This window comes from Algoriphagus lacus (assembly GCF_003583985.1).
In the GTDB taxonomy this organism is placed as follows: domain Bacteria; phylum Bacteroidota; class Bacteroidia; order Cytophagales; family Cyclobacteriaceae; genus Algoriphagus; species Algoriphagus lacus.
Map to the genome: position 1 here is coordinate 16,462 of NZ_QXML01000003.1, position 22,602 is coordinate 39,063.

General features: G+C 44.9%; 11 protein-coding genes. 6 read left to right on the forward strand and 5 right to left on the reverse strand.

Annotation, left to right across the window (positions count from 1 at the left end; translation table 11 throughout):
- The first annotated feature begins 13 nt into the window (after positions 1 to 13).
- Complete coding sequence (locus tag D0X99_RS07215; protein ID WP_119477011.1) at positions 14 to 1,405, forward strand: MltF family protein; 1,392 nt, start codon at positions 14 to 16, stop codon at positions 1,403 to 1,405.
- A 4-nt stretch (positions 1,406 to 1,409) separates the two neighbouring features.
- Here D0X99_RS07215 and D0X99_RS07220 read toward each other — a convergent pair whose 3' ends face one another.
- The 3 genes from D0X99_RS07220 to D0X99_RS07230 all read right to left on the reverse strand — a co-directional run bounded on the left by D0X99_RS07220 (position 1,410) and on the right by D0X99_RS07230 (position 5,504).
- Positions 1,410 to 1,874: a RidA family protein gene (locus D0X99_RS07220; RefSeq protein WP_119477012.1), complete on the reverse strand. Its 465-nt coding sequence runs from the start codon at positions 1,872 to 1,874 to the stop codon at positions 1,410 to 1,412.
- Between the two features lie 22 nt (positions 1,875 to 1,896).
- On the reverse strand, positions 1,897 to 3,210 hold the full coding sequence (locus D0X99_RS07225; protein WP_119477013.1) for a gluconate:H+ symporter: 1,314 nt from the start codon (positions 3,208 to 3,210) through the stop codon (positions 1,897 to 1,899).
- A 74-nt stretch (positions 3,211 to 3,284) separates the two neighbouring features.
- On the reverse strand, positions 3,285 to 5,504 hold the full coding sequence (locus tag D0X99_RS07230; RefSeq protein ID WP_158587685.1) for a T9SS type A sorting domain-containing protein: 2,220 nt from the start codon (positions 5,502 to 5,504) through the stop codon (positions 3,285 to 3,287).
- 122 nt (positions 5,505 to 5,626) lie between these two features.
- Between D0X99_RS07230 and D0X99_RS07235 the strand changes: the two genes are divergently transcribed.
- From D0X99_RS07235 to D0X99_RS07245, 3 genes are read left to right on the forward strand one after another with little or no spacing between them, the layout of a single operon-like run.
- On the forward strand, positions 5,627 to 6,817 hold the full coding sequence (locus D0X99_RS07235) for a lipoprotein N-acyltransferase Lnb domain-containing protein (protein ID WP_119477015.1): 1,191 nt from the start codon (positions 5,627 to 5,629) through the stop codon (positions 6,815 to 6,817).
- A 59-nt stretch (positions 6,818 to 6,876) separates the two neighbouring features.
- Entirely contained in the window at positions 6,877 to 8,919 is a 2,043-nt protein-coding gene (gene uvrB, locus D0X99_RS07240; RefSeq protein ID WP_119477016.1) for an excinuclease ABC subunit UvrB, read from the forward strand.
- A gap of 24 nt (positions 8,920 to 8,943) precedes the next feature.
- Positions 8,944 to 9,579 carry an AlbA family DNA-binding domain-containing protein gene (locus D0X99_RS07245; RefSeq protein WP_119477017.1) on the forward strand — a complete coding sequence of 212 codons (636 nt, stop codon included), beginning with the start codon at positions 8,944 to 8,946 and terminating at the stop codon, positions 9,577 to 9,579.
- Here the strand turns inward: D0X99_RS07245 and D0X99_RS07250 are convergent.
- Positions 9,569 to 10,486, reverse strand: coding sequence for a 1-aminocyclopropane-1-carboxylate deaminase/D-cysteine desulfhydrase (locus D0X99_RS07250; protein ID WP_119477018.1), 918 nt, complete (start codon positions 10,484 to 10,486; stop codon positions 9,569 to 9,571). The two genes, D0X99_RS07245 and D0X99_RS07250, sit on opposite strands and share 11 nt — an antisense overlap.
- Positions 10,487 to 10,533: 47 nt before the next feature.
- Between D0X99_RS07250 and D0X99_RS07255 the strand changes: the two genes are divergently transcribed.
- Positions 10,534 to 11,568: an RluA family pseudouridine synthase gene (locus tag D0X99_RS07255; RefSeq protein WP_119477019.1), complete on the forward strand. Its 1,035-nt coding sequence runs from the start codon at positions 10,534 to 10,536 to the stop codon at positions 11,566 to 11,568.
- 1,111 nt (positions 11,569 to 12,679) lie between these two features.
- Positions 12,680 to 16,969 (forward strand): hypothetical protein, encoded by a 4,290-nt coding sequence (locus tag D0X99_RS07260; RefSeq protein WP_147392203.1) that lies wholly within the window; start codon positions 12,680 to 12,682, stop codon positions 16,967 to 16,969.
- Positions 16,970 to 17,091: 122 nt separating this feature from the next.
- On the opposite strand, the gene D0X99_RS20685 is transcribed toward D0X99_RS07260, so the two are convergent.
- A complete protein-coding gene (locus tag D0X99_RS20685) occupies positions 17,092 to 22,584 on the reverse strand; it encodes a beta strand repeat-containing protein (RefSeq protein ID WP_158587686.1) in 5,493 nt (1,830 codons plus the stop codon).
- Positions 22,585 to 22,602: the final 18 nt, after the last annotated feature.

A 22,602-nucleotide genomic window follows, 5' to 3' on the forward strand; every position in this document is an offset into this window, starting at 1 on the left:
TTTTCCCGAAGGAATGAAAAACACACTAATCCGATTCTTATCTGTTATTGCGCTGTTGCTTTTTGGAGTACAATGTACCTTTTTGGAGAATAAACTCGGATTTGTTTTCAAGGAACCATTTGTCCTGGACTTGGACGGAATAAAGGTCCGCGGCACAATCCGCGCTGCCGTGGACAACAACTCCACCAGCTATTACATCTACCGTGGTCGAAGAATGGGCTATGAGTATGAACTTTTGAGAGATTTGGGGAAAAGACTGGGAGTCCAGGTTGAGTATGTGGTCGTATCCGATATCGAAAGTGCCTTTGACCAATTGGAAGAGGGTAAAGTAGACCTGATTGCTATGAACCTGGAGCAAAATGAAGAGCGTGCAAAGCGGGTTGCTTTTTCCAGATCTTTAGGCTCCATGAGTTCTGTTATAGTGGGTATGAAGCCTATCGAAAAGCCTGTCACTTGGCAAGAAATCGGAAATGATACAGTATTTGTAAGAAAGGGAACAGTCTACAAAACTCAGCTTGAAAGGATTCAGGATTCCCTCAACCTTGATTTTGCAGTCATTGAATCCCCAGAGCATGAAGAAACGCTCATTGATCAGGTAGCCGATCGGAAAATCAAGTGGACCGTAGCTGATAAAAATATTGCGCAGGCAAATGTCACATATTATGAAGGGATGGATGCTTCTCTTAAAGTAGCAGAAGAAGGAGAAGTCGCCTGGGCAGTACGCCAAAATTCACCTCAGCTGTTGGAAGAACTTAACACTTGGCTGGACGACAAGAAGAAGCGACTAATTCCTGATTTGTATTCAAAGTATTTCCAAAGCTCCAGGAATAATTTCTATCGAACCAACAGTCCCTATTCTTCCTTAGCTGGGAATAAGATTTCTGTCTATGACGATATCATCAAAGAAAGTGCAGGAGACCTAGGCTGGGATTGGAGACTGTTGGCAGCTTTGGTCTATAAAGAATCAGGATTTGATACTACTGCGATTTCCTATGCGGGAGCGGAAGGGCTACTCCAACTGATGCCAGTTACCCTGGAACGTTTCGGGGTGACTAATCCCAATGATCCGGTTCAGTCCCTCAAAGGCGGTGTGAAATACCTGCAATACCTGGATAAATTTTGGAGAGAGCGAGTGCCGGATACCAATGAGCGAATCAGATTTATTCTGGCGTCCTACAACATTGGACAAGGTCACGTGGAAGACGCCTGGAGACTTGCCATGAAGTATGGGAGAAATACCCAAAGCTGGAAAGACGTGGCTTTTTTCCTCAATTTAAAAAGTGATCCCGAATATTATCGGGATCCTGTAGTCAAAAGTGGCTATGCCAAAGGGCACATAGCCGTAAACTATGTCCGGGATTTGCTTGGCCTGTTTGATTCTTACAAGGCCTTGGTTGAGCCTTGATTTTTTAATAAAGCTCAAACAACGCCTCAATTTCTACTGGGATATTGTCGGGAAGAGAGCCCATTCCTACTGCTGAGCGAACCCCAATTCCGTTTTCCTCTCCCCAAACGCTGGCAAATAATTCCGAGCAGCCATTGATAACAAAAGGGTGTCGCTCAAAGTCCGGAGTGCAATTGACCATGCCCAGGACTTTGATTACGCGCTTGATTTTATTCAGGGATCCGATATTTGCCTTGATGGTAGCCAGCATCGCGAGCCCTACTTGTCTTGCGGCCAATTTTCCCTGATCAATATCCAAATCCACTCCAATTCTTCCAATAATGAGACTACCATCTTGCTTCACTGTACCATGCCCGGATAGGTAAAGGTACTTTCCATCGATGAGACATGGCTTGTATACTCCAAGTGGCTTTGGGGCCGGTGGCAGGGTCAGGCCCAGCTTTTCAAAGTTTAATTCAGGTGTTTCCATTCGGGTAAATTTTGAATTGAAATTAGACAAAAAGATCCAATACGAGGACTCCGATCAGTCCCGCTACCGCTACAATCGTCTCCATCAGTGACCAGGATTTGATCGTGTCCTTGATACTCACATTGAAAAATTCCTTGTACATCCAGAATCCCCCATCATTGAAATGTGAAAACATCAGACTACCTGCACCGATAGACAAAACCAATAGATTCGGATCCACATTCATGGTCGTCACCAGCGGAGCAATGATTCCCGCTGTGGTTAATCCAGCAACTGTAGCGGACCCAACACAGACCCGGATCACGGAAGTAATCAACCAGGCTAGAACCAGCGGGTGCATATCCCAAGTTTTCAGACTTTCAGCTATGGTCTGACTGACTCCGGTATCGGTAAAAATCTGCTTCAGTGCCCCGGCACCTGCGACAATCAACAGAATCATCGACACATCCTTAGTGGCTGCAGTGTAGGTGTCCATCAGTTTGACCATTTCAGTTTTTCTGCTGATGCCAAGGGAAAAAGTGGCATAAAGCAAAGAAACCAGCATAACGACACTGGGGTCTGCGATAAAAGTAATAAGAGGGCTGAGTGGATCTTCCTTGGCAATGTTAAGACTCAGCGCTGTGGTTCCGATTAGGAGAATCACGGGCAAAAGCGCAGTGAAGAGGCTGTTAAAAATGCTGGGAAGTTCGCTTTCCGGTTTGGGTTCTGCCTGAAAGGTTTTCAGCGGCTCGGATTTGATATTCTTAAGAAATGGAGCAAAGAGAGGCCCGGCAATGATGATTGTCGGAATGGCTATCAAAAACCCGTAAAACAATGTCAATCCCATATTTGCACCGAATTGTGCGACCAATGCTGCGGGAGAAGGATGGGGAGGCAAAAAACCGTGGGTGACCGAAAGTGCCGCCAACAAAGGAATTCCCACATATACTGCAGGGAGCTTGTATTGGTACGAAACAGTAAAGGCCAAAGGCACCAAAAGCACAAAACCCACATTATAGAAGAGTGGAATCCCCACAATCAATCCGGTGAATGACATCGCCCAGGTGATGTACTTTTCTCCGAAAATCTTCATCAGAAATCCTGCAATACGCTGCGCAGCACCGCTTTCGGCAACCAGTTTGCCTAACATAGCCCCGGTGACAATTACTATTACCAAATCCCCGAGCAAGGCCCCCATGCCTTTTTGGATGGACTTGGCTACCAGATCTGCCGGGAGACCAAGCATCAATCCGGCGGCTATGGAGGAAATGAGAAAGGCCAGAAAAGGATTTAGCTTGGCCCATACGATCAGCAATACCAGAATAGCAATGCTCAAAAGGACAAAAACAAAGGTCATAGCTTGGGTTTGAAGTTAATGGAGTAAGATAGGAAAATCAGGGAAAAGAGCCTTTCGGCCCAAAAAATAATGGTCTATTTCCTAATTAGCTTTCCGATAAATACCCGGTTTTCCATTTTAACATGGATAAAGTGCAAGCCTGGAGCGAGATCCTCTACCACTCTGGTAAGATTCGATTCATTGTAAGCAGATCGATCAACCAGTTTTCCCTGAGCATCTTGAATGCTCAGTTGCGCATAGGAGCCATCCCTATAATCTGGAATATAAAGGTGGAGCTTTCCCGACTCATAGGGATTTGGGTAAATGACTAACTCCTCAACACCAAAGTCCTTTGTTTTGGGGACCTTGGTCACTTCACTCCAGGAATATCTTCCGCTCCAATCTACCTGTCTTATCCGATAATAATGGTCCTTAAATCGATCATGCAAAGTGTCCAAAAACTCATAATCCTGAATTGCATCGGTGATTCCGGATGAATTCACCAATCCTACTTTCTCCCAGTTGGCCAGCGGATTTTGGCTTCTGTAGATTTCAAAAACCATGTTGTTTCTTTCCCAAGCCACTTTCCAACTGATGAGATTTCCTTTTGAAGTTGAGGTCGAATTCACTTCCAGCCAGCTAACAGGCAAAATGGTCAGTGTTCGATAACTTCCCACCGTAAAGTTTTTTCCCGGTAAATCTGCAAAAGTCAAGCTCCTTCTTGCCCAAAGGTCCACTGGGTTCAAACCAGGAAGGTGAGTTCCTGGGCTGGCATAGCCTGTGCCGACAATGCGAAGATCGTCCTCATCGTCTACGATCAACTTATCTGCCGAAATTCGAAGTTCCAAAGGATTTGCACTTGGGCTGATGTTTGAAAATTGGAAATAACTGAACAGCCGATAGAGAATTTTGGTCCCGTCTGAATCGTTAAATCCTGAGTTGTATTCGGCACCTTCATATTCAGTAAATTGAATGGAAAGATTTCCCCCAGCAGAATTCCCAAGAAGCTGGACTTTTCGGATGCCTCCGTTTTGGGTATCTTCAAAAGGAAAAGTTGAATTGTTCCCTGAGAGTGTTCCCGGAATATTGAAGTAAGTAAAAAGACCCACATTTCTCCAACTGCCTCCTGTGTACGATAGAGACCCACTTCCTCCCGTATTGATTCGAAGTTCATTTCCTTCCAAATCCGCGCTTCCCTGAGTCAAGGTCAGATTCCGTTGGACTGTCAGTATACCGTTTGGATAAAACACCCCTCCCATTTTATTCAAAGTCAAATCCCTCACTGCCAGTGGGAATCCCAGGATTTCCTGATCATGGGAACCCATCAAAGTCAGGCTGGTACTGGTGGTGATGAAATTTCCAGAACCGCTTTTTTGAAGGTTCCCCAAAAGGATCAATTGATTGGGAAGGTTAAGATTTTGGTTTCCCTGAAGTTCAACATCCCTGACAGACTGTGGGGAGGCTGCGTCTGAAAAAGAGCTGGCTAGGTAGGATTTGGGAGTTGTTCCCCCACGGTAGATAATTTTTCCATTAAGTTGGAAATTAGCAGCCTCAATTCGTGGGGCATTTCCTTCCAAGATGAGTGTTCCTCCGTTTTGTACATCAAAATTCAGCGCGCTTACAGTGCCGGATCTGAATAAGATGTCCGAATTGCAGTCGGAGATAAGTGTGGCTCCCGGTTCAATGACGAATTGGCCAAATGGTCCCGCCCCAAATACCGAGGTTTCGGTGTTAAAGGAAAAAGTAGGGCAATCACTGGGAATGACGCTTTTGTCCAACTTTTGGATGACCGTTCCGGATTTCACGGTGAAAGAGAGGGACTTGAATGCCTCCTCTACAATTAACTCAGCGCTAGTTCCAGGATCAAAAATGACAGAATAGCGACTTCTGTCTGATTGAGCACTCCAAGAGTTTAATGGGATTATAGTTCTCGAGTTGCCTCTGAAAGTTATGGTACTTGAAATTGAATTTCCTATCCAATTAGTGCTATTCCAAGCACGATTTGGTGTGCCAGGCGCGGAACCTCCAAACCCTTGTAATGTTCCATAAATATCTAAATTGAATCCATTTAGATTTAATTTCTCATCTGCTCCAGCTTCAGCATTAATAAATACACTCTTCACCTGTTCATTTCCAATCAGCCTCAAGGTGTGGGTTTGATCGATATAAATATCATTGCCTAGACTTGGTTTGACAGTCGCGGGATTCCAAGTACTTCCATTCCAGATTTGCCAGATTCCCACATTCGGAAAGTCACCGCTGGCAATGGTTTTATAAGCATTGAGATCCTGAGAAAAGACGGGATTCAGAATCATCCACACCTCTGCAACTGCCAGGAATAACCTGTATATTCGGCAGAAAAAAAATTCCCTTAAGGGAGCTTTACAGCAAAAAGCAACCATAAAAAATTGATTTAAAAAGTAGTTGAAATTAAAAAATGGCAATTAAAAATAAAATAGTTTACCTCTTTTTTTTCCTGATTTTCATGGGGTTAGCTCCGGCAAAAGCTCAAGTTTACGAAATCAGCCTACTGACTTGCGAACCGGGGGACCAGCTCTATTCGAGTTTTGGCCACAGTGCCATCCGGGTGAGGGAGATCGGTTCCGAGGGTCAGGATTTGGTGTTCAATTTTGGAACCTTTGATTTTCAGACCCCCAATTTTTACGGAAAGTTTGCTACCGGCAAACTGGACTATATGCTCAGCGTTACTACTTACGCGGATTTCATTTTGGAATATGATTATTACAAGCGGGATGTCCGGGAACAGGTCTTGGCTTTGAGTTCGGATCAGATTGATTATTTGCTTCAGCACCTTTGGGCTCAGTACGATCCCGCCCGAAGATTCTACCGATACGACTTCTTTTTTAACAACTGTGCTACCAAAATTCGGGACGCTTTTGAGATTGCCATAGGAGATGCCCTGGTTTGGGATGATTCAGTCAAGGTGGAGGAAAAAACCTTTCGAACCCTAATCGATGAATACGTTTATCCCCTTCCTTGGGCGGATCTTGGAATAGACTTGGCTTTGGGTTCGGTGATAGACCGGGATGCAACTGAGCGGGAAGAGCAGTTTTTGCCGGATTACATGGAGGCCGCCTTTGCCAAGGCAACCATTCAGGGGGATGGACCTTCACGGCCTTTGGTGAGGGAGTCCCGGGTGATTTTGGAATATCCTGAAAAGGAGTCTTCCATGGATTTTCTCAATCCTTATGTCATTTTCTGGGGAGTAGCTGTCCTATTTACCCTAATCACATTTATTGGATATAAAAGGAAGCGCTTATTCATCGGCTTTGACCTTGGTCTTTTCTCCATTCTGGGAGTATTGGGAATAGTAGTAGCCTTCCTTTGGTTTCTTACAGACCACTCTGCGACCAAGTGGAACTGGAATATTCTATGGGCTTTCCCTGGACACTTAGCTTTGGTCTGGGGACTTACCAGAAAAGAGCTTCAACCGTGGGTAAGAAAATATCTTCTCTTTGCCCTGATTATGGCAGATGCAGCCGTGGTATTCTGGATTTTGGGATGGCAGTCCCTTCATCCGAGCTTGATTCCAATTCTGTTGGTAATCATTCTTCGTACCAATTACCTCTATTACAACTTGGGGGGGAAATCCCTAAAGGCAGCATGATTTTGAAGTTTTAAAAACCTTTTCCCCGGCTTTTGATGTTGGGTTAGGAATAGCATCGCATGAATTTCAAACTTACCTCAGACTATCAGCCCACCGGGGACCAGCCTCAAGCCATCAAAGAACTGACTAAAGGGGTGAATGCAGGCGAACCTGCTCAAGTTCTGCTTGGGGTGACCGGTTCGGGAAAGACCTTTACTATTGCCAATCTAATTCAGGAGACTCAACGACCTACCTTGGTTCTAAGTCACAACAAAACCCTGGCTGCCCAACTTTACGGGGAATTCAAGCAGTTTTTCCCTGAAAATGCCGTTGAGTATTTCATTTCCTATTACGATTATTATCAGCCTGAGGCCTTTATTCCCAGTTCGGGAACCTACATCGAAAAGGACCTGAGCATCAATGAGGAAATCGAAAAGTTGCGTCTCAGTGCCACATCTTCTCTTCTCACAGGCAGGCGCGATGTGATCGTGGTGGCTTCAGTTTCCTGCATTTATGGTATTGGAAATCCGGAGGAGTTTGCAAAAAACGTAGTCCGTCTTCAGGAAGGTGACCGTATTCCCCGCAATCAGTTGCTATTTAAACTGGTCGATATTCTATACAGCCGGACACAGCAGGATCTGACTCATGGTACCTTTCGGGTGAAAGGTGACACCGTCGACATTTTTGTGGCCTACGCGGATTTTGCCTATCGGATTTTCTTCTGGGGGGACGAAATCGAAGCCATTCAGCGGGTCGAACCATCCACCGGAAAGAAGCTTGCCGATGAAAAAATCATTTCCATTTTCCCGGCTAACCTTTTCGTAACCGGTAGGGATATTATCGATACAGCAATCCATGAAATCCAGGATGACATGGTGGCTCAGGTTAATTTCTTCGAAAAGGAAGGTAAATACCTCGAAGCCAAGCGTCTTCAGGAGCGAACTGAGTTTGACCTGGAGATGATCCGTGAACTCGGGTATTGCTCCGGGGTCGAAAATTACTCCCGATACTTTGACCGCAGGAAGCCAGGCATGAGACCTTTCTGCCTCTTGGATTATTTTCCGGATGATTACCTGTTGGTGATCGATGAGAGCCACGTGACAGTGCCTCAGATTCGTGCCATGTGGGGTGGCGACCGATCCCGAAAGGTCAATTTGGTGGATTACGGTTTCCGCCTGCCTTCTGCATTGGACAATCGTCCCCTGAAGTTTGAGGAGTTTGAGCAGATGACGAGTCAGGTGATTTATGTCTCGGCTACTCCTGCGGATTATGAACTTTCGCTGACCGAAGGGGTAGTGGTGGAGCAAATCATCAGGCCTACGGGGCTTTTGGATCCAACCATTGAAGTAAGGCCCAGTCAAAATCAGATTGACGATCTGTTGGAAGAAATTGATCAGACCATAAAAACTGACGCCCGAGTCTTGGTCACTACGCTGACAAAGCGGATGGCGGAAGAGCTTCAAAAATTCCTTGAACGTGCCGGGGTCAAGTCCCGATACATTCACTCAGAGGTCAAAACTCTCGATCGGGTGGAGATTTTGCGTGAGTTGAGACTTGGGGTATTTGATGTGCTGGTTGGAGTAAACTTGCTTAGAGAAGGATTGGATCTACCGGAAGTTTCCCTGGTTGCGATATTGGATGCGGACAAAGAGGGGTTTCTTAGGAATGAACGATCCCTTGTGCAAACGATCGGACGTGCAGCCCGTAACTCGGAAGGCCGTGTAATCATGTATGCGGACAAAATCACCGATTCCATGCAGGCGGCCATCGATGAGACCAGACGCAGACGGGCTCTACAGATTGAATACAACGAGAAGCATGGAATCACCCCAACCACTGTGATCAAGTCAAGGGACAAAATCATGGGGCAGACTAAGGTGGCCGATTCGAAGAAAAACGCCAAAGTTTATGCAGAACCAATGCCGGGTGAGGGGCAGATTGCTGCTGATCCGGTGGTGCAATACCTCAGCAAGGACAAGTTGGAAAAGCTGATTCAGCAGACGCAGAAGCAAATGGAAAAAGCTGCCAAAGAGCTTAACTTTATGGAAGCTGCACGATTGAGAGACGAGTGGCAATCCCAAAAAGCCAGATTGGAGGAGCTCAATAGGGGCCCCGGCAAGTAAATCAGTTTACTAAAATTCGAATCAATGACCCTTCAGGAAGTGAAGACCTTGGCTGCAAATGGCGAAGGGCTAACCATCGAATTTAAAAAGAAGGCAGCTTTTCCGGAGAAAATTGTCCGGGAGGTCATTGCCTTGGCAAATACTGAAGGAGGAAATTTGCTCATTGGGGTGGATGATGACGGCACAGTCAGTGGACAGCGATTTATCGAGGAGGAAATTTTTGTGATGGACAAAGCCATCCGGGAACTGATTTTTCCTGCTCTACACTATGAAGTTTTTACCGTAAAGCTTTCGGAGAAAAAAGGTGTTGCTGTATTTCGAATTCCTCATAGTCCTGATCGCCCGCATTTTTTAAAAGAGAAAGATAAAAAGCAGGCCTACATCCGGGTAGGAGACCGCAGTGTTCAGGCGAGTCGGGAAGTGTGGGAGGTTCTGAAAAAAAGCAGAGTCCCAAAAGACACTGTCTTTTCTTATGGCAGAAAAGAGGAAGTGCTTATGAAGGCCTTGGGTGAAAGCGGAAAAATCACACTGAAGGAATTTGCCCGATTAGCTCAGATTCCTAGATTCTTGGCATCCAAGACCTTGGTCAAGCTCGTTTCGGCCAATGTTCTGCAAATTCATCCTCAGGAATCCGAGGATTATTTTACCCTCAAAGAGTAGGAAGTTTAATTCCCGTTTTTTCTTTGAACCCTAAGTTTCCCTGTAATCCCCCTGTGTGAATCATCAGGATCTTTGAGCCTGGGAGGAAATGATTTTCCCCGATCAAATTCCAAACACCAAAAGCCATTTTTCCGGTGTAGACAGGATCAAGTGGAATCTTAAATTCCCGGTGGAACCAAATCATAAAATCAATTAATTCCGGTTTGAACTTCCCATACCCTCCAAAATGAAAATCGGTGTTGATCTCCAATTTTCCCCGAGATTGAATCCCGAAACCAGTCAGCATTTTTTCCATTTCCTGAATGATAAATTCCCCCTTCAATGAGGAAAATCCTACTAAACGCTGATGCTCCTGAATGGAGGATGCCAATCCTGCAAACGTCCCACCGGTACCAATGGAAACGCAGATATCAGTGAATGTAAAATGGGATTTCTCGAGGATTTCTTCAGTTCCCCGGACTGCTAACTCGTTGGTTCCTCCCTCCGGAATCAGGTAAAAATCCCCGAATTGGATTTTAAGTTTTTCCAGAAATTCAGGAGTGTTTTTCTGCCGATAGGTTTCCCGATCGATAAAATTCAATTCCATGCCCATTTCTTTTGCATGGAGCATGGTGGGGTTATACTCATCGGCATCTTCTCCCCGAATGACTCCGATACTTCGAAATCCTGCCGACTGGGCTGCCGAAGCAGTTGCATAGATGTGATTGGAAAATGCCCCTCCAAAAGTCAGGAGCGTTCTTTTGCCTTGTTTTTTTGCTTCGGCCAGGTTGTGTTTGAGTTTGAAAAACTTGTTTCCCGATACTTCCGGATGGACCAAATCCAGTCTTAGAATGGACAGTTGAATGCCTTTTTCTTCAAAAATTGGGTGAAGAAGATCTTGAACCGGAACAGGTTGAGGCTGAAGCATTCGGGGACTTTTGCCAAAGTTAAGCTACATCCTCCTATTTTTGCGCCATGATCCAACAGCCCGAAGAAGAGTTTGAAGAGGACGAGTTAGAATTGTTCGAACGCCACCGCATTTTGGTGGATAAAGGCCAGTCCCTGGTACGAATTGATAAATTTTTAACCGAAAAAATTGCCCACGTCACCCGGAATAAAGTTCAGCAAGCCATTGAAAATGAAACGGTATTAGTGAATGGAAAGCCTGTCAAGGCTAACTATAAGATCAAACCGTTGGATGACATTCAGGTCTTCATGGATAAACCGCGGCGGGATACAGAGGTCGTGCCGGAGGATATTCCATTGGATATCATTTATGAGGATAAGTACCTTTTATTGGTCAATAAACCTCCGGGAATGGTGGTCCATCCTGCTCACGGCAACTGGAATGGAACCTTGGCAAACGCATTGGTTTATCACTTTCAGCATTTGCCGGAAATGAAAGGAAATGAAGGTAGGCCCGGATTGGTACATCGAATTGATAAGGACACTTCCGGATTATTGGTAATTGCAAAATCCGAAGATGCGATGACTCCATTGGCCGCCCAGTTTTTCCATCATACCATAGACCGAACCTACCTTGCCTTGGTTTGGGGAGAGCCCGAGGCAGATTCAGGAACCATCCGAGGACATGTTGGAAGAAGTGCCAAGGATCGAAAGGTAATGGACGTTTACCCGGATGGAAGTCAGGGAAAACATGCGGTAACTCATTGGAAAGTCATAAAGAGGCTTCGCTATGTGTCTTTGATTCAATGTAATCTCGAAACAGGACGAACCCATCAGATTCGAGCCCACATGAAATATATTGGCCATCCGCTTTTTAATGACTCGATGTACGGAGGAGACAAAATTCGTAAGGGAACTCAGTTTGCCAAGTATAAGACCTTTGTGCAAAACTGTTTTGATCTGATGCCCAGGCAAGCCTTGCATGCGATGAGTCTGGGATTTATTCATCCGATCACCAAAGAAAAGCTGTACTTCGAAGCGCCGCTTCCGCAAGATTTCCAGGCAGTGCTTGAGAAATGGGAGAATTATGTCAATTTCGAATAATTAAATTGCGAAAAAAGCAAGTAAAAATCAAAAATGGTGTTGAATTCGTAATTAAATAATCGAAAATCTGATTAAATGATAAAATATATCTCATATTTTATCAAATCGTCAAAATAGCTAATCCAAATCCATCTTAAATTAATTAATCGTCATAATTCAATCGATTTCCTTAAAAATACTGTAAAAATTCAGTCAAATATTTGAATTATTTGCAAAATAGAGATTTGATCTGCTATATTTGAAACATCAAAAGAGATAAAAGATCTCTTCACACAATGTAGGATGTTGAAACTGGCAGACAAGCCCTCCTGTCTCGGGGGTGGAGATTCTAGGATAAAGCAATTAGCGAGCTCGTAATTTTGCCTAACTACTCCGTGGAGGTTCGAATCCTTCTCCTACAGCAGGTTATTTTGGGTTTATTGTTAATTGACTAAAACCATGGAATTTTATTTCATGGTTTTTTTATTGCCCAATTTTTAATAAATCAAATATTATTTGGTAATTAATTGTTTATACCAAATTAGATTAGTCAAAAGGCCAAATCTATAGAAGCTTAACAATTCTCTAATAAAAGAGCGATTTTTTAGAGATTCATTTTCAAAAATGTTGTAAAAGTATATTTTTATTAAAAATAATGTAAAAAATAAAAATAAAACTTGCCAAAATTTTAATAAACCAATGGTATTTCTAATTTTGAGGCACAAAGTTCTCAAACCTATTCAATCGATTACGAAAGCTCGTCAAGAGCTTTTTGATTATCAGGGAGTTAGCCGATAATCTGCAAAAGTGTAGATTCAAGTCTTTCTCCCCAGTTTAAAAAACCACATACTGTAGGATGTTGAAATTGGCAGACAAGCCCTCCTGTCTCGGGGGTGGGGAGACCAGAATAAAGCGTAATTCAAACCGGACTACTGCCTAACTGCTCCGTGGAGGTTCGAATCCTTCTCCTACAGCACTTACACGAAAGCAATGCAAGGCATTGCTTTTGGTGTTTTTGGGCGTTTTTTATGCTATATTTTCAGTAATAAATTGATAATTGGCTTTTATGGTGTCGGGGAAACGGGAGAAACATTCTGCCCATCCAATTCGGAAGAAATTTCTCCGCTGGGGAATGATCGGCCTTCTGTCCTTACTTTTTTTGGAATTCATCGTCTACTTCGGTTCCAATATTTTCCTTTCAAAATTTGCCCAACGAAAAATCAATGAAGCTACCGGTAACATCTATGAGATAGATTTTAACCGGTTTAGTTTTTCTCTCCTGAGAAGAGGTTTTTTTATGGATGGGATAGTGATGAAGCCAATCCATCCTGAAAGTAGAAAAGAGGGACAGGCCCTTTTTGACATCACTTTGGATCAGATTGCCTTTAGGGGACTGTGGTACAACTTCTTTGACAGGAAATTTACCATTGGTAAAATCTACATCGACAATCCGAATGTTAAGATGGATTTGCCTCCAAAACCTCAGGTTGGAGGAACTTCCAAATCTTCCAAATCAGGAAAAAAAGGCGACAAAGTTTCACCTGTCAAAGCACTTGAAGACGAAATCAAGAAAACGGTTCAACGGATCAATCTCACCGGACTGCTTATCAAAGAGGTGGAAATTGATCATGCCAACTTCTTCTTTTTCAACTTCCTGAGTCAAAATGCACTTGAGGCAGACAATACCTCTTTGTTGGTTCGGAATATGGATTTTACCACCAAAGAAGAATGGAAAACGCCTTTCAATGCGGAAGGATTTGAATTTGAACTCGAAAAAGCCACATTCCCCCTACCGGACGGTGTTCATACCCTTTTGGCAGACCGAGTTTTTATATCCTCGCTGGACAATCTGATCGATATCCAGAATTTCAAACTGACTCCCGACAAAACCAAGGAAAGTAAAGCGTATTACAAAGTCGGACTCGAGGAACTCCGAATTGGAAATGTAGACCTTAACAAGGCTTTTATGACATCGGTTTTGGAAGTCGACGAGTTGATACTCGATGCCCCTGACCTCAATGTGGCCAGTAATCCAAAGGTCAAGTCTGACAGTGCAGCTTCAGGGAACCTCAATGATTTTATCAAAGGGAATCTGAAGTCGGTAGCGATTAAAGAACTTTCAATCAACCGGGCAAAATTTGTGAAATCCGAACTTCAGGACACACTTAAGAACCGGATCGAGCTGGATGAAATGGATTTCAAAATGGTCGAATTCTACCTGGGTGATGATTCGCTCAAGAAAATAAACCAGTTTTTTTATGGGCAGGATGCCGCTATTGACATCAAGGGAAGTCGGATTTACTTGGGAGATCAGATTCACCTGATCGAAGGAGAAGAAGTCAGTGTGTCTTCCTTCAAAGATGAATTGATCGTCCGGAATTTGAGCATTCACCCAAGGCCTGAAGCCCAGATTTCGCAAAATCCGGAAAAGCTGATCAAACTGAACTTGCCGGAATTTGAGCTTTCGGATGCCGATCTCAACTTATTGTATAACGAGGGGATCCTTCGTGCTGACGAATTGATTATCTATAAGCCGCAGGTTGAATTTACCAACCTGATTAAATCCACTGCTGAAAAAACCAATCAGGTGCCTGTCAATGAAATCATCGGAAGCTTCATGAACCAGGTGGAAATCCGAAATTTTGAGGTTCAGGAAGGGATGATCCAATTCAAAGATGAAAGGGGCCAACGGAGCAATGATATCGGCTTTGAAAAATTCAGTTTCCGTCTGGGAGGCATGAAATTGTTTGCCGCGCCTGAATTGTCAGTTACCGAAAAGTTAACTGTTGAAGAGATTTACATTTCCTTGGACAATTATCGCCTAAAACTAAAGGATAACCTGCATACAATTCTGGCTGATCAACTGACTGTAGATTCCAAGAATCAATTGCTGGAATTGAAAAACCTTACCATTAGGCCTGAAAATAAAGCCCAAATACAAGCTTCCCTGGACGCCTATGGAAAGACTGCAGCCATGGATTTTTCAGTGCCTGTTTTTCGTGCGGAAGGGATTGATATTATGGCAGCACTTTATGAAGAAAAACTTTTCGTAAGGCAAATTTCCCTTCCCGGACCGGTTTTTTCTATTTCCAGTTACCGGGAAAAAGCAAAATCGAAAGAGTCTCCTGAATCCTCCGATGAAGTAAAAAACCTCCTTTTGGGATATTTTAAGGCCATAGCTGTCGATTCGGTCAATCTCAGCAATGCCCAGGTTCGATACCAAAGTTTGATAGAAAACAAGCGGTCCAGTTTTTCGGAGGATAATTTTTCACTCAAGTTAAAAAACTTTGTACTGGACCAAGAAGCGCCTGATCAGGAAGGGAAAACCCTTTTTTCGGATGAGATTGATCTAGTCTTCAACAATTATTCCTTCAGCTTGGCAGGAGGGAAATATGAAGTGACAACTGACAAGTTACGCTACAATTCCCTTGGAAAAACGATCGTGATCGACAACCTTGAGCTAGTGCCCAATGAGAATTTTCCGGGAAGGATAAATTTGGGTTTGCAGTTCCCCAAGGTGAATTTTAAAGGAGTGAACATCGAGGAGTTTTTCTTCGAAAATAAACTTGTCCTTGACAAACTCGAATTCGACCGGGGAGTGATAGAAGTGGCGATTGACCGGAAGATCGAGGCTAAGCCAAAGACGACCAAACCAAAGAATACCCGGAAGAAATCTCTTGAGGAGCTGCTAATTGGAACCATTGAGACCAAAAATTCCAAACTCGCCCTCAATTATCAGGTGGATGAGACTTCCCTGAAATCCATCGAAACGGACTTTGACCTGACCGTCCGAGAATTCAAACTGGACTCGTTGATCGGAGCGACCAAGGATGTGGGGGAATTATATGCCGAGGTTGATCTGAATCTGAAGGATTTCACCTTTGCCCTGCCGGACAGTGTTCACACGCTTCAATTCTCCAAAGTTTCCATAGGAAATCTGAAGGATCAAATCCTGTTCACTGACTTTTCGCTGACGCCCAAAGACCATTTCGGCAAGCCCGGAAACCCCGTGATCGATGCGAAAATTGATCAGTTGATCCTGAAAAACAACAAGCTTGCAAATATTCAGGATACCGGGCAGTTGGATCTCAGGGAAATCCGGATGGTTAATCCCAAGATCAATGTTTTTTTGGACTCGGCCAAGGTGGAAAAGGAGCCTAAACAAGCCAAGTCCGAATCCAAGACTTCCTTGATTCAGGACATTTTACTTCGGGATGTTTTCATTGAAAATGGAGCCCTGACCATGCATCGAAAAGGAGAGGGGCCGATCCCAAGACTGGATTTCCAAGGAATCAAATTTGGCGCGACAGACTTGGATGTGAATCTGCTGGACAAAACTCAAATCATTGATTTGGATGAATTGGTAAAGAAAAAGCTTGAATTCGGAATCAAAGATTACGCGCTTCTTACCCCTGACAGCCTATACAAAGTCAACATCGGAAGTGTTGACTTCAAGAACAATAACTTGGTATTGGAAAACATTTCGTACAGGCCAGCCAATGGGAATTACAGTTTGCTTAGAAAACTGCCATTTCAGGCTGATGCAATAACGGCTAAAGTGGATGCCGTCCAGCTCACAAACATTGATCCACAGGTTTATTTGGAGAAGAATCTCATCAAAGCGGATGAATTAATCGTTCAATCTCCCAAAGTTGATTTGTTCAGGGACAAGCGCCTTCCTGCAGATTCTTTGGTCCGAAAGCAAATGCCTCAATATTTGATGGAAAATGCCGGAATCGATCTTGATTTGATTTCATTAAAAATTCGTGATGGGGAGGTAAGATATTTTGAATTTGCTCCCAAAGGTTTGGCGCCGGGTATGATTTCTCTTGATCAGATTAATCTGGACATGGCTCCTTATCACCTGAGAAAACCCGGAGGTGTTTATCCCACGGACACCGTTCGATTGGGAATAGAGACCCATATCATGGGAACCTCCAAAGTCAATCTGGAGGCTCTGATGTACTTCCGGGAAAAGTACCCCATGGATGTACAAGTCAGTATGGATACTTTTGCTTTTGCGGAAGCCAATGATTTTTTGTCGAAAACGCTATTTGTGGAGGCGGTGGATGGTACGGTCACGGATGGGAATTGGGAATTTTCGCTGACAGAAGATGAAGCGATAGGCGAGATGAAATTTGGATATACGGACCTCAAGATCCGGTTTTTGGATTCGCTGACCTTGGAAAGAGGCCTAGGCAAACTGAAAATCTTCACCTTTGGAGCCAACCTCGTGGCAAAAAATTCAAATCCCCGTGGCTCGTCTTCCAAAATAATCAGCCGGCCGATTTACTTGGAGCGGAATAAGCAGAAGTTTGTTTTCAATGCGTGGATAAAAGCGACGCTAAGCGGCCTCAAAGGAACCGTAGGATTGGGAAAAGCCAAAGTTCCCAAGAGGAGGGAAGAGGAGGGGAATGACTAACTTTCCAAAACCCAATCTGCCATAATTCAGCAGAGATGCTCATGTTTTTAAATTCAATACCAGCGTTTTAAAACGAAAAAGCCACCTAAGTGAGGTGGCTTTTTTAGTCTTCGGTGGCTCATTTACCTTCTTAGAAGTTTGTGCTGTTCGGTTCGGTCTCCCCAGACCAACTGAAGGATGTAGACTCCCGGTCTGGCTTTTTCCAAGTAGTTATTGACCAGATTGCTAACTTCTTCGGGTTTCGCTCCGGAATAAATCTCTGCGATTCCTCGAATATCCGAGATCATCACTTGTACCGGTTCCTCGCGATAGCTGGACTTTTGGAGAAGCTCCACTTTCACATTTGAACCTGAGCTGCTTGGATTTGGATAGACAACCCAAGTCGAGCTTCCGTCCACAGGATGGACCTGAATCGCCCGGGTGACACTGTATTCATACTGACCATTCAAGCTTACCTGCTTCAGCCTGTAGAAGATATTTCCACCCCCTGCTGGAAGCTCCAAGTCATCAAAGCTGTATTCCACTGGCGAATCAGAATACCCCTTGCCAGCAACTTCCCCGATTTTAGTCCAGGTTTTTGTATCGCCAACGGCCCTTTCGATTTCGAAGTGGGAGTTGCCACGTTCTTTGGCAGTTGACCATTTCAATTTACCTGTTCGGTTATCAGAGCTGTAGTTGGCGGTGAATTCCTGAAGTTCAACGCCAAGGATTCTTACATTGAAATAAACAATGTAAACTACTCCGTTGCCACCTTTTCCTCCACCATTATAGCCTGCTCCTCCTCCAGAACCGGTTTTATCTCTTCCTGGGAGCCCAAGTCCGGTAGTATTTAAAATATTTAAATTACCGTCTCCTCCTAATTTTACACTTACTCCTGTATTTGGATCAACAGCTATTCCACCTTCTCCTATTTTTTCTGTACCATTAAAGAATTCTCCAATTCCTCCACCTCCACCTCCATAATATCTTACCGAATCACCAAGAATAAGAGCAATACCATCTCCTCCTCTTCCGCCTTCACCTTGGCCATTTCCAGCCGCCTTACCATTTTGCCCATCGTTGCCACTTCCCCATGGAACTAACCCTCCACCTCCGCCACCTGCAACTGAGTTTTGGGGTTCACTGTAATCTCCCAATCCCCCTACATTTCCTTGATATACTATCACGCTAGGGCCAGTGTAGGTGATTGGAATAACGCTTCCTCCAACACCAAATGATTTATCAGGGGCAGGACTTGCACCACCTCCACCACCGGACGCACCGTCCCCTCCTGGGTTTTGTTGACTGGATCCACCTCCACCACCTCCTGGAACATTTATATTTACACCAGTGCCACTAAATGTGGATGGTTCCCCTGCTGAACCTGGCTGATCGATTCCTGGGGCTCCTGCTCCTCCCTGACCGACTCCGATTGTATAAGTAGTTCCTGCTGGGAATCCTGGAAATGGACTATTGATTGTTTGAACAATTAAGGATCCTGATCCACCACCACCGGAGCCTTCTCCGCCTCCGCCTCCACCTCCGCCGCTACCAACGTACACGGTGAATTCACTAAGTCCCTCAGGAGCTTCCCATACATCGTCACAGAGATATTCAATAACCGTAAACCCGGATATGGAACCATCATCAATAACAACAAAGCAGGAATCAACCGGAGGTAGGGGATAGGTTATAATAACATAACCTCCAGCACCATTACCTCCATCTGCATTTGAGTGAGAACCTCCGCCACCACCTCCAAAAGGTAAGCCTGCTTTCCCTCTTCTAGCTGCTACATTTCCACTGACTCCACCAGCTCCACCAACTCCTCCGTCTACTCCTCCGCCTTTACCACCTTGCCCACCGGCTGATCCTGTTGGATTATTGCCCGGATTACCATTGGTAGTTTGTCCTACTCCACCTAGCCCTGGAGTTCCTCCGGTCGCACCAATTCCTCCATACGCATATGCTAGGCTTGAAGCGACAGGATTAGGGTGGTTGGAATCTCTGGTTACATAACTGGGCTGACCAGTTTGTGCAGCAGTGGTTCCTGTTTGTCCGTTTCCGCCATTCCCAACAAAAATGGCTATTGGTTCTCCAGGGACCACATTTATAGTTCTTTCAGAGTATCCACCTCCACCACCTCCGGCACCGTGAGATCCACTTCCTCCTCCACCTCCTCCACCATAAACTTTTACTGTGATTTGGTAGATGCCAGCGGGCACGAAGAAAGTGCCATTTGTATTATAAATTTTTGGCTGAATCCCGAAGAAGGTAATGTTGTTTACTGTTAAATCTACCGGACAATCATCGGTTACTTTCCTAATCGAATTAACCGTTAATGAGGTCAAGCTTTCATTATTGATAGTCGAAGAAAAGAATTGACCAACCCCATTTACAAAATTTACTGTTGTATTTGTAGCGGATAATGGGTTCGCTAACCCCATTTGATAATTTACCACATAAGGACCGTCGGCAAAAAGGGAAGGGTTTCCAGTTAACGTGATCGTTGCGTTTCCTCCTGTATTTGAAGGGGAAACTGAAGTGATTTTGGTTAAGGCATATTCCGGCTGTACATCAATAAATCCCGAAGCAGAAACAGTACCACAGCCTCCAGTCAAAGGAATAGTGTAAGGGTAAACTCCTGGTAAAACCGAACCATCAACTGTACCGCTGATAGTAATTGTATTGCCACTAAAACTTGCTGAAATCCCTGTAGGAAGGCCTACAGGAGTACCTATACCGTTAGCTAATGTCGTCGTATGTGTGAACGGGGTGATCGTTCGATTAATAAAGCAGGAACTTGGATGGGGATCAGATGATGCAGTTACCGTGTTTTTTCTTACAGTGATACTGTTGGAGATAGCAGCCGTTGGGGTTCCACATCCATTAGTATCGGTATAGTTTACTGAAATTGACTTGGGCCCTGCTGTGAGCCATCGGATTACCACCGTGTTGCTGGTCGATGTTCCTCCAGAGATAATAGTGTATTCTGTTCCTGCTGTGCCGGGAATAGACCAAATGTAATTGGACTGACCAGACTGAGTGGTGTAGGTGAGGTCCGTATCCACACAGTAATCCCCTACCGCTGGCTGCGATGAAAACGTGACAACAGGGAGAGGATTAACTACGAAGGCGCCAGAAGGAGCACTTGTGGCTGTAGTACCGCAAGTGGCTGAAGTCACCACTACGTAGTAGTATGTGGTACCCGCCACATTGGATGGTGGTGTAAAGGTATTAGAAGTAGCACTTCCAATCAAAGCACCACCAGAGTTGGAGGCGGTTGTGTTACTATACCATTGATAGGTTAGACCAAAGCCCGTTCCAACCGAAATCGGTGCAAATGCGGTATTGATACAACGGACCTGAGCCCCCAAACTTGGAGAAATGATAGCCGCCTGTGCATGAACGGTGATTGTTCCGGTTGCATTGACTGTGCCGCATCCCCCAGTCAAAGGAATAGTGTAATTGAATGTTCCGGTTTGGGTTGGTGTACCGCTGATAGTGATGGTATTGCTTGCCCAACTTGCACTTAGCCCTGTGGGTAACCCGGTAGCTGCCCCAATTCCTGTAGTGCCCGTGGTGGTATGGGTAATCGGTGTAATCGCCGCGTTGACACAAACCGTTGGATTGGCAGAAGGGGCAGAGACTGTATTGTTAGGATTTACAGTAATTGTTCCGGTTGCAGAAACAGCTGGTCCACATCCAAGGACTGGAATGGAATAATTAAATGGACCAGATACTGTAGGAGTTCCGGATATTGTGATGGTTTGGGTAGCCAGATTGAAAGAAGCAGTGACACCAGAGGGCAGCCCTGTGGGAACACCAATTCCCGTGGCATTTGTCGTGGAATGTGTAATTGCCGTAAGCGGGCTATTGATACAGAGTGTAGGTGAGGAGGAAGCACCGCCTACCGTTTTATCGGGGTTTACAATAATGGTTCCGGTTGCTGAAACATCCGGTCCGCAAGTGGCTCCAGTCAAAGGGATCGAATAGTTAAAAGTACCAGAGGCGGTAGGTGTACCGCTTATTGTAAGGGTATTGCCGCTAAGCCCTACTGTCACTCCAGGAGGAAGTCCAGTCGGACCCACTCCAATCCCAGATATTGAAGTCGTTGTATGGGTTATTGCGGAAAGAGGCGTATTAATACACAGGGTAGGAGCAGAAGAGGCTACCGATACTGCCTTATCTGGAGTCACAGTAATTGTTCCGGTTGCAGAAACAGCTGGTCCACATCCAAGGACTGGAATGGAATAATTAAATGGACCAGATACTGTAGGAGTTCCGGATATTGTGATGGTTTGGGTAGCCAGATTGAAAGAAGCAGTGACACCAGAGGGCAGCCCTGTGGGAACACCAATTCCCGTGGCATTTGTCGTGGAATGTGTAATTGCCGTAAGCGGGCTATTGATACAGAGTGTAGGTGAGGAGGAAGCACCGCCTACCGTTTTATCGGGGTTTACAATAATGGTTCCGGTTGCTGAAACATCCGGTCCGCAAGTGGCTCCAGTCAAAGGGATCGAATAGTTAAAAGTACCAGAGGCGGTAGGTGTACCGCTTATTGTAAGGGTATTGCCGCTAAGCCCTACTGTCACTCCAGGAGGAAGTCCAGTCGGACCCACTCCAATCCCAGATATTGAAGTCGTTGTATGGGTTATTGCGGAAAGAGGCGTATTAATACACAGGGTAGGAACAGAAGATGCAGCTGAGACTGCTTTATTTGCAGTAACTGTAATAGTTCCTGTAGCGGTTGATGAGGTACAACTTCCGGTTGGGGTAATGGAATAATTGTAAGTACCAGGTGTAGCAGGGTTTCCACTGATGGTTAAATCTCCATCGACATAGTTTGCAGTTACTCCCGCTGGTAATCCGGTAACTGTTGCACCAGTTGCACCCGCAATAACATAGGTTATGTTGCTAATTCCTGTTCCTTGACAGATTGTCTGATTATTAGTTCCTACACCAGAAGTCAAGGTATTTGAACAAGTCCAAGAAACAATCACTCGTCCATCACCACCTCTCCCTCCATTGGCACCATTTGCTCCTTCTCCACCTCCACCTCCGCCTGGCTGAGTACCAGGTTGTCCAACTCCGGAAGAGGTAGGTCCACCTGCTCCACCAGTACCAGTGGAATTTGCGCCATTTCCTCCATTACCACCTGCTGAATTTCCGCTGTTAGATGCGGATATTCCGGAGAATCCAGCAGTGCGTATATCACCTGAAGCGGCGGCAGCTCCACCTGTTCCACCATTCAGTCCATTAGCTCCTGTTCCTCCGTTGGCACTAAGTGCTCCAAAAGATGAATTTCCTCCGGTCCCAACCCCAGTGAAGGTCAGGGATTGACCATTACCTCCTGCACCAACAGTAACTGAAATTGTTCCCGGAGATACCGGAAATGAATTTACCTGCAAGTATGCTCCGCCGCCACCGCCGCCACCGCCTCTATTAGAATCTACAAAACCTCCTCCTCCGCCTGCTCCCCATATTTGAACCTGTACTGAAGTGATTTTATGGGGAACCGTGAATGTGCCGCTAGAATTATAAGTCTGTGATTGACCTAAAACATTTGACTGAAAACCCAAAACCAACCCCAACCCCAATAGCATTGGGGAAACTTTAAAAATAAACTGAAACAATTTGGTAAAAATTTTCAC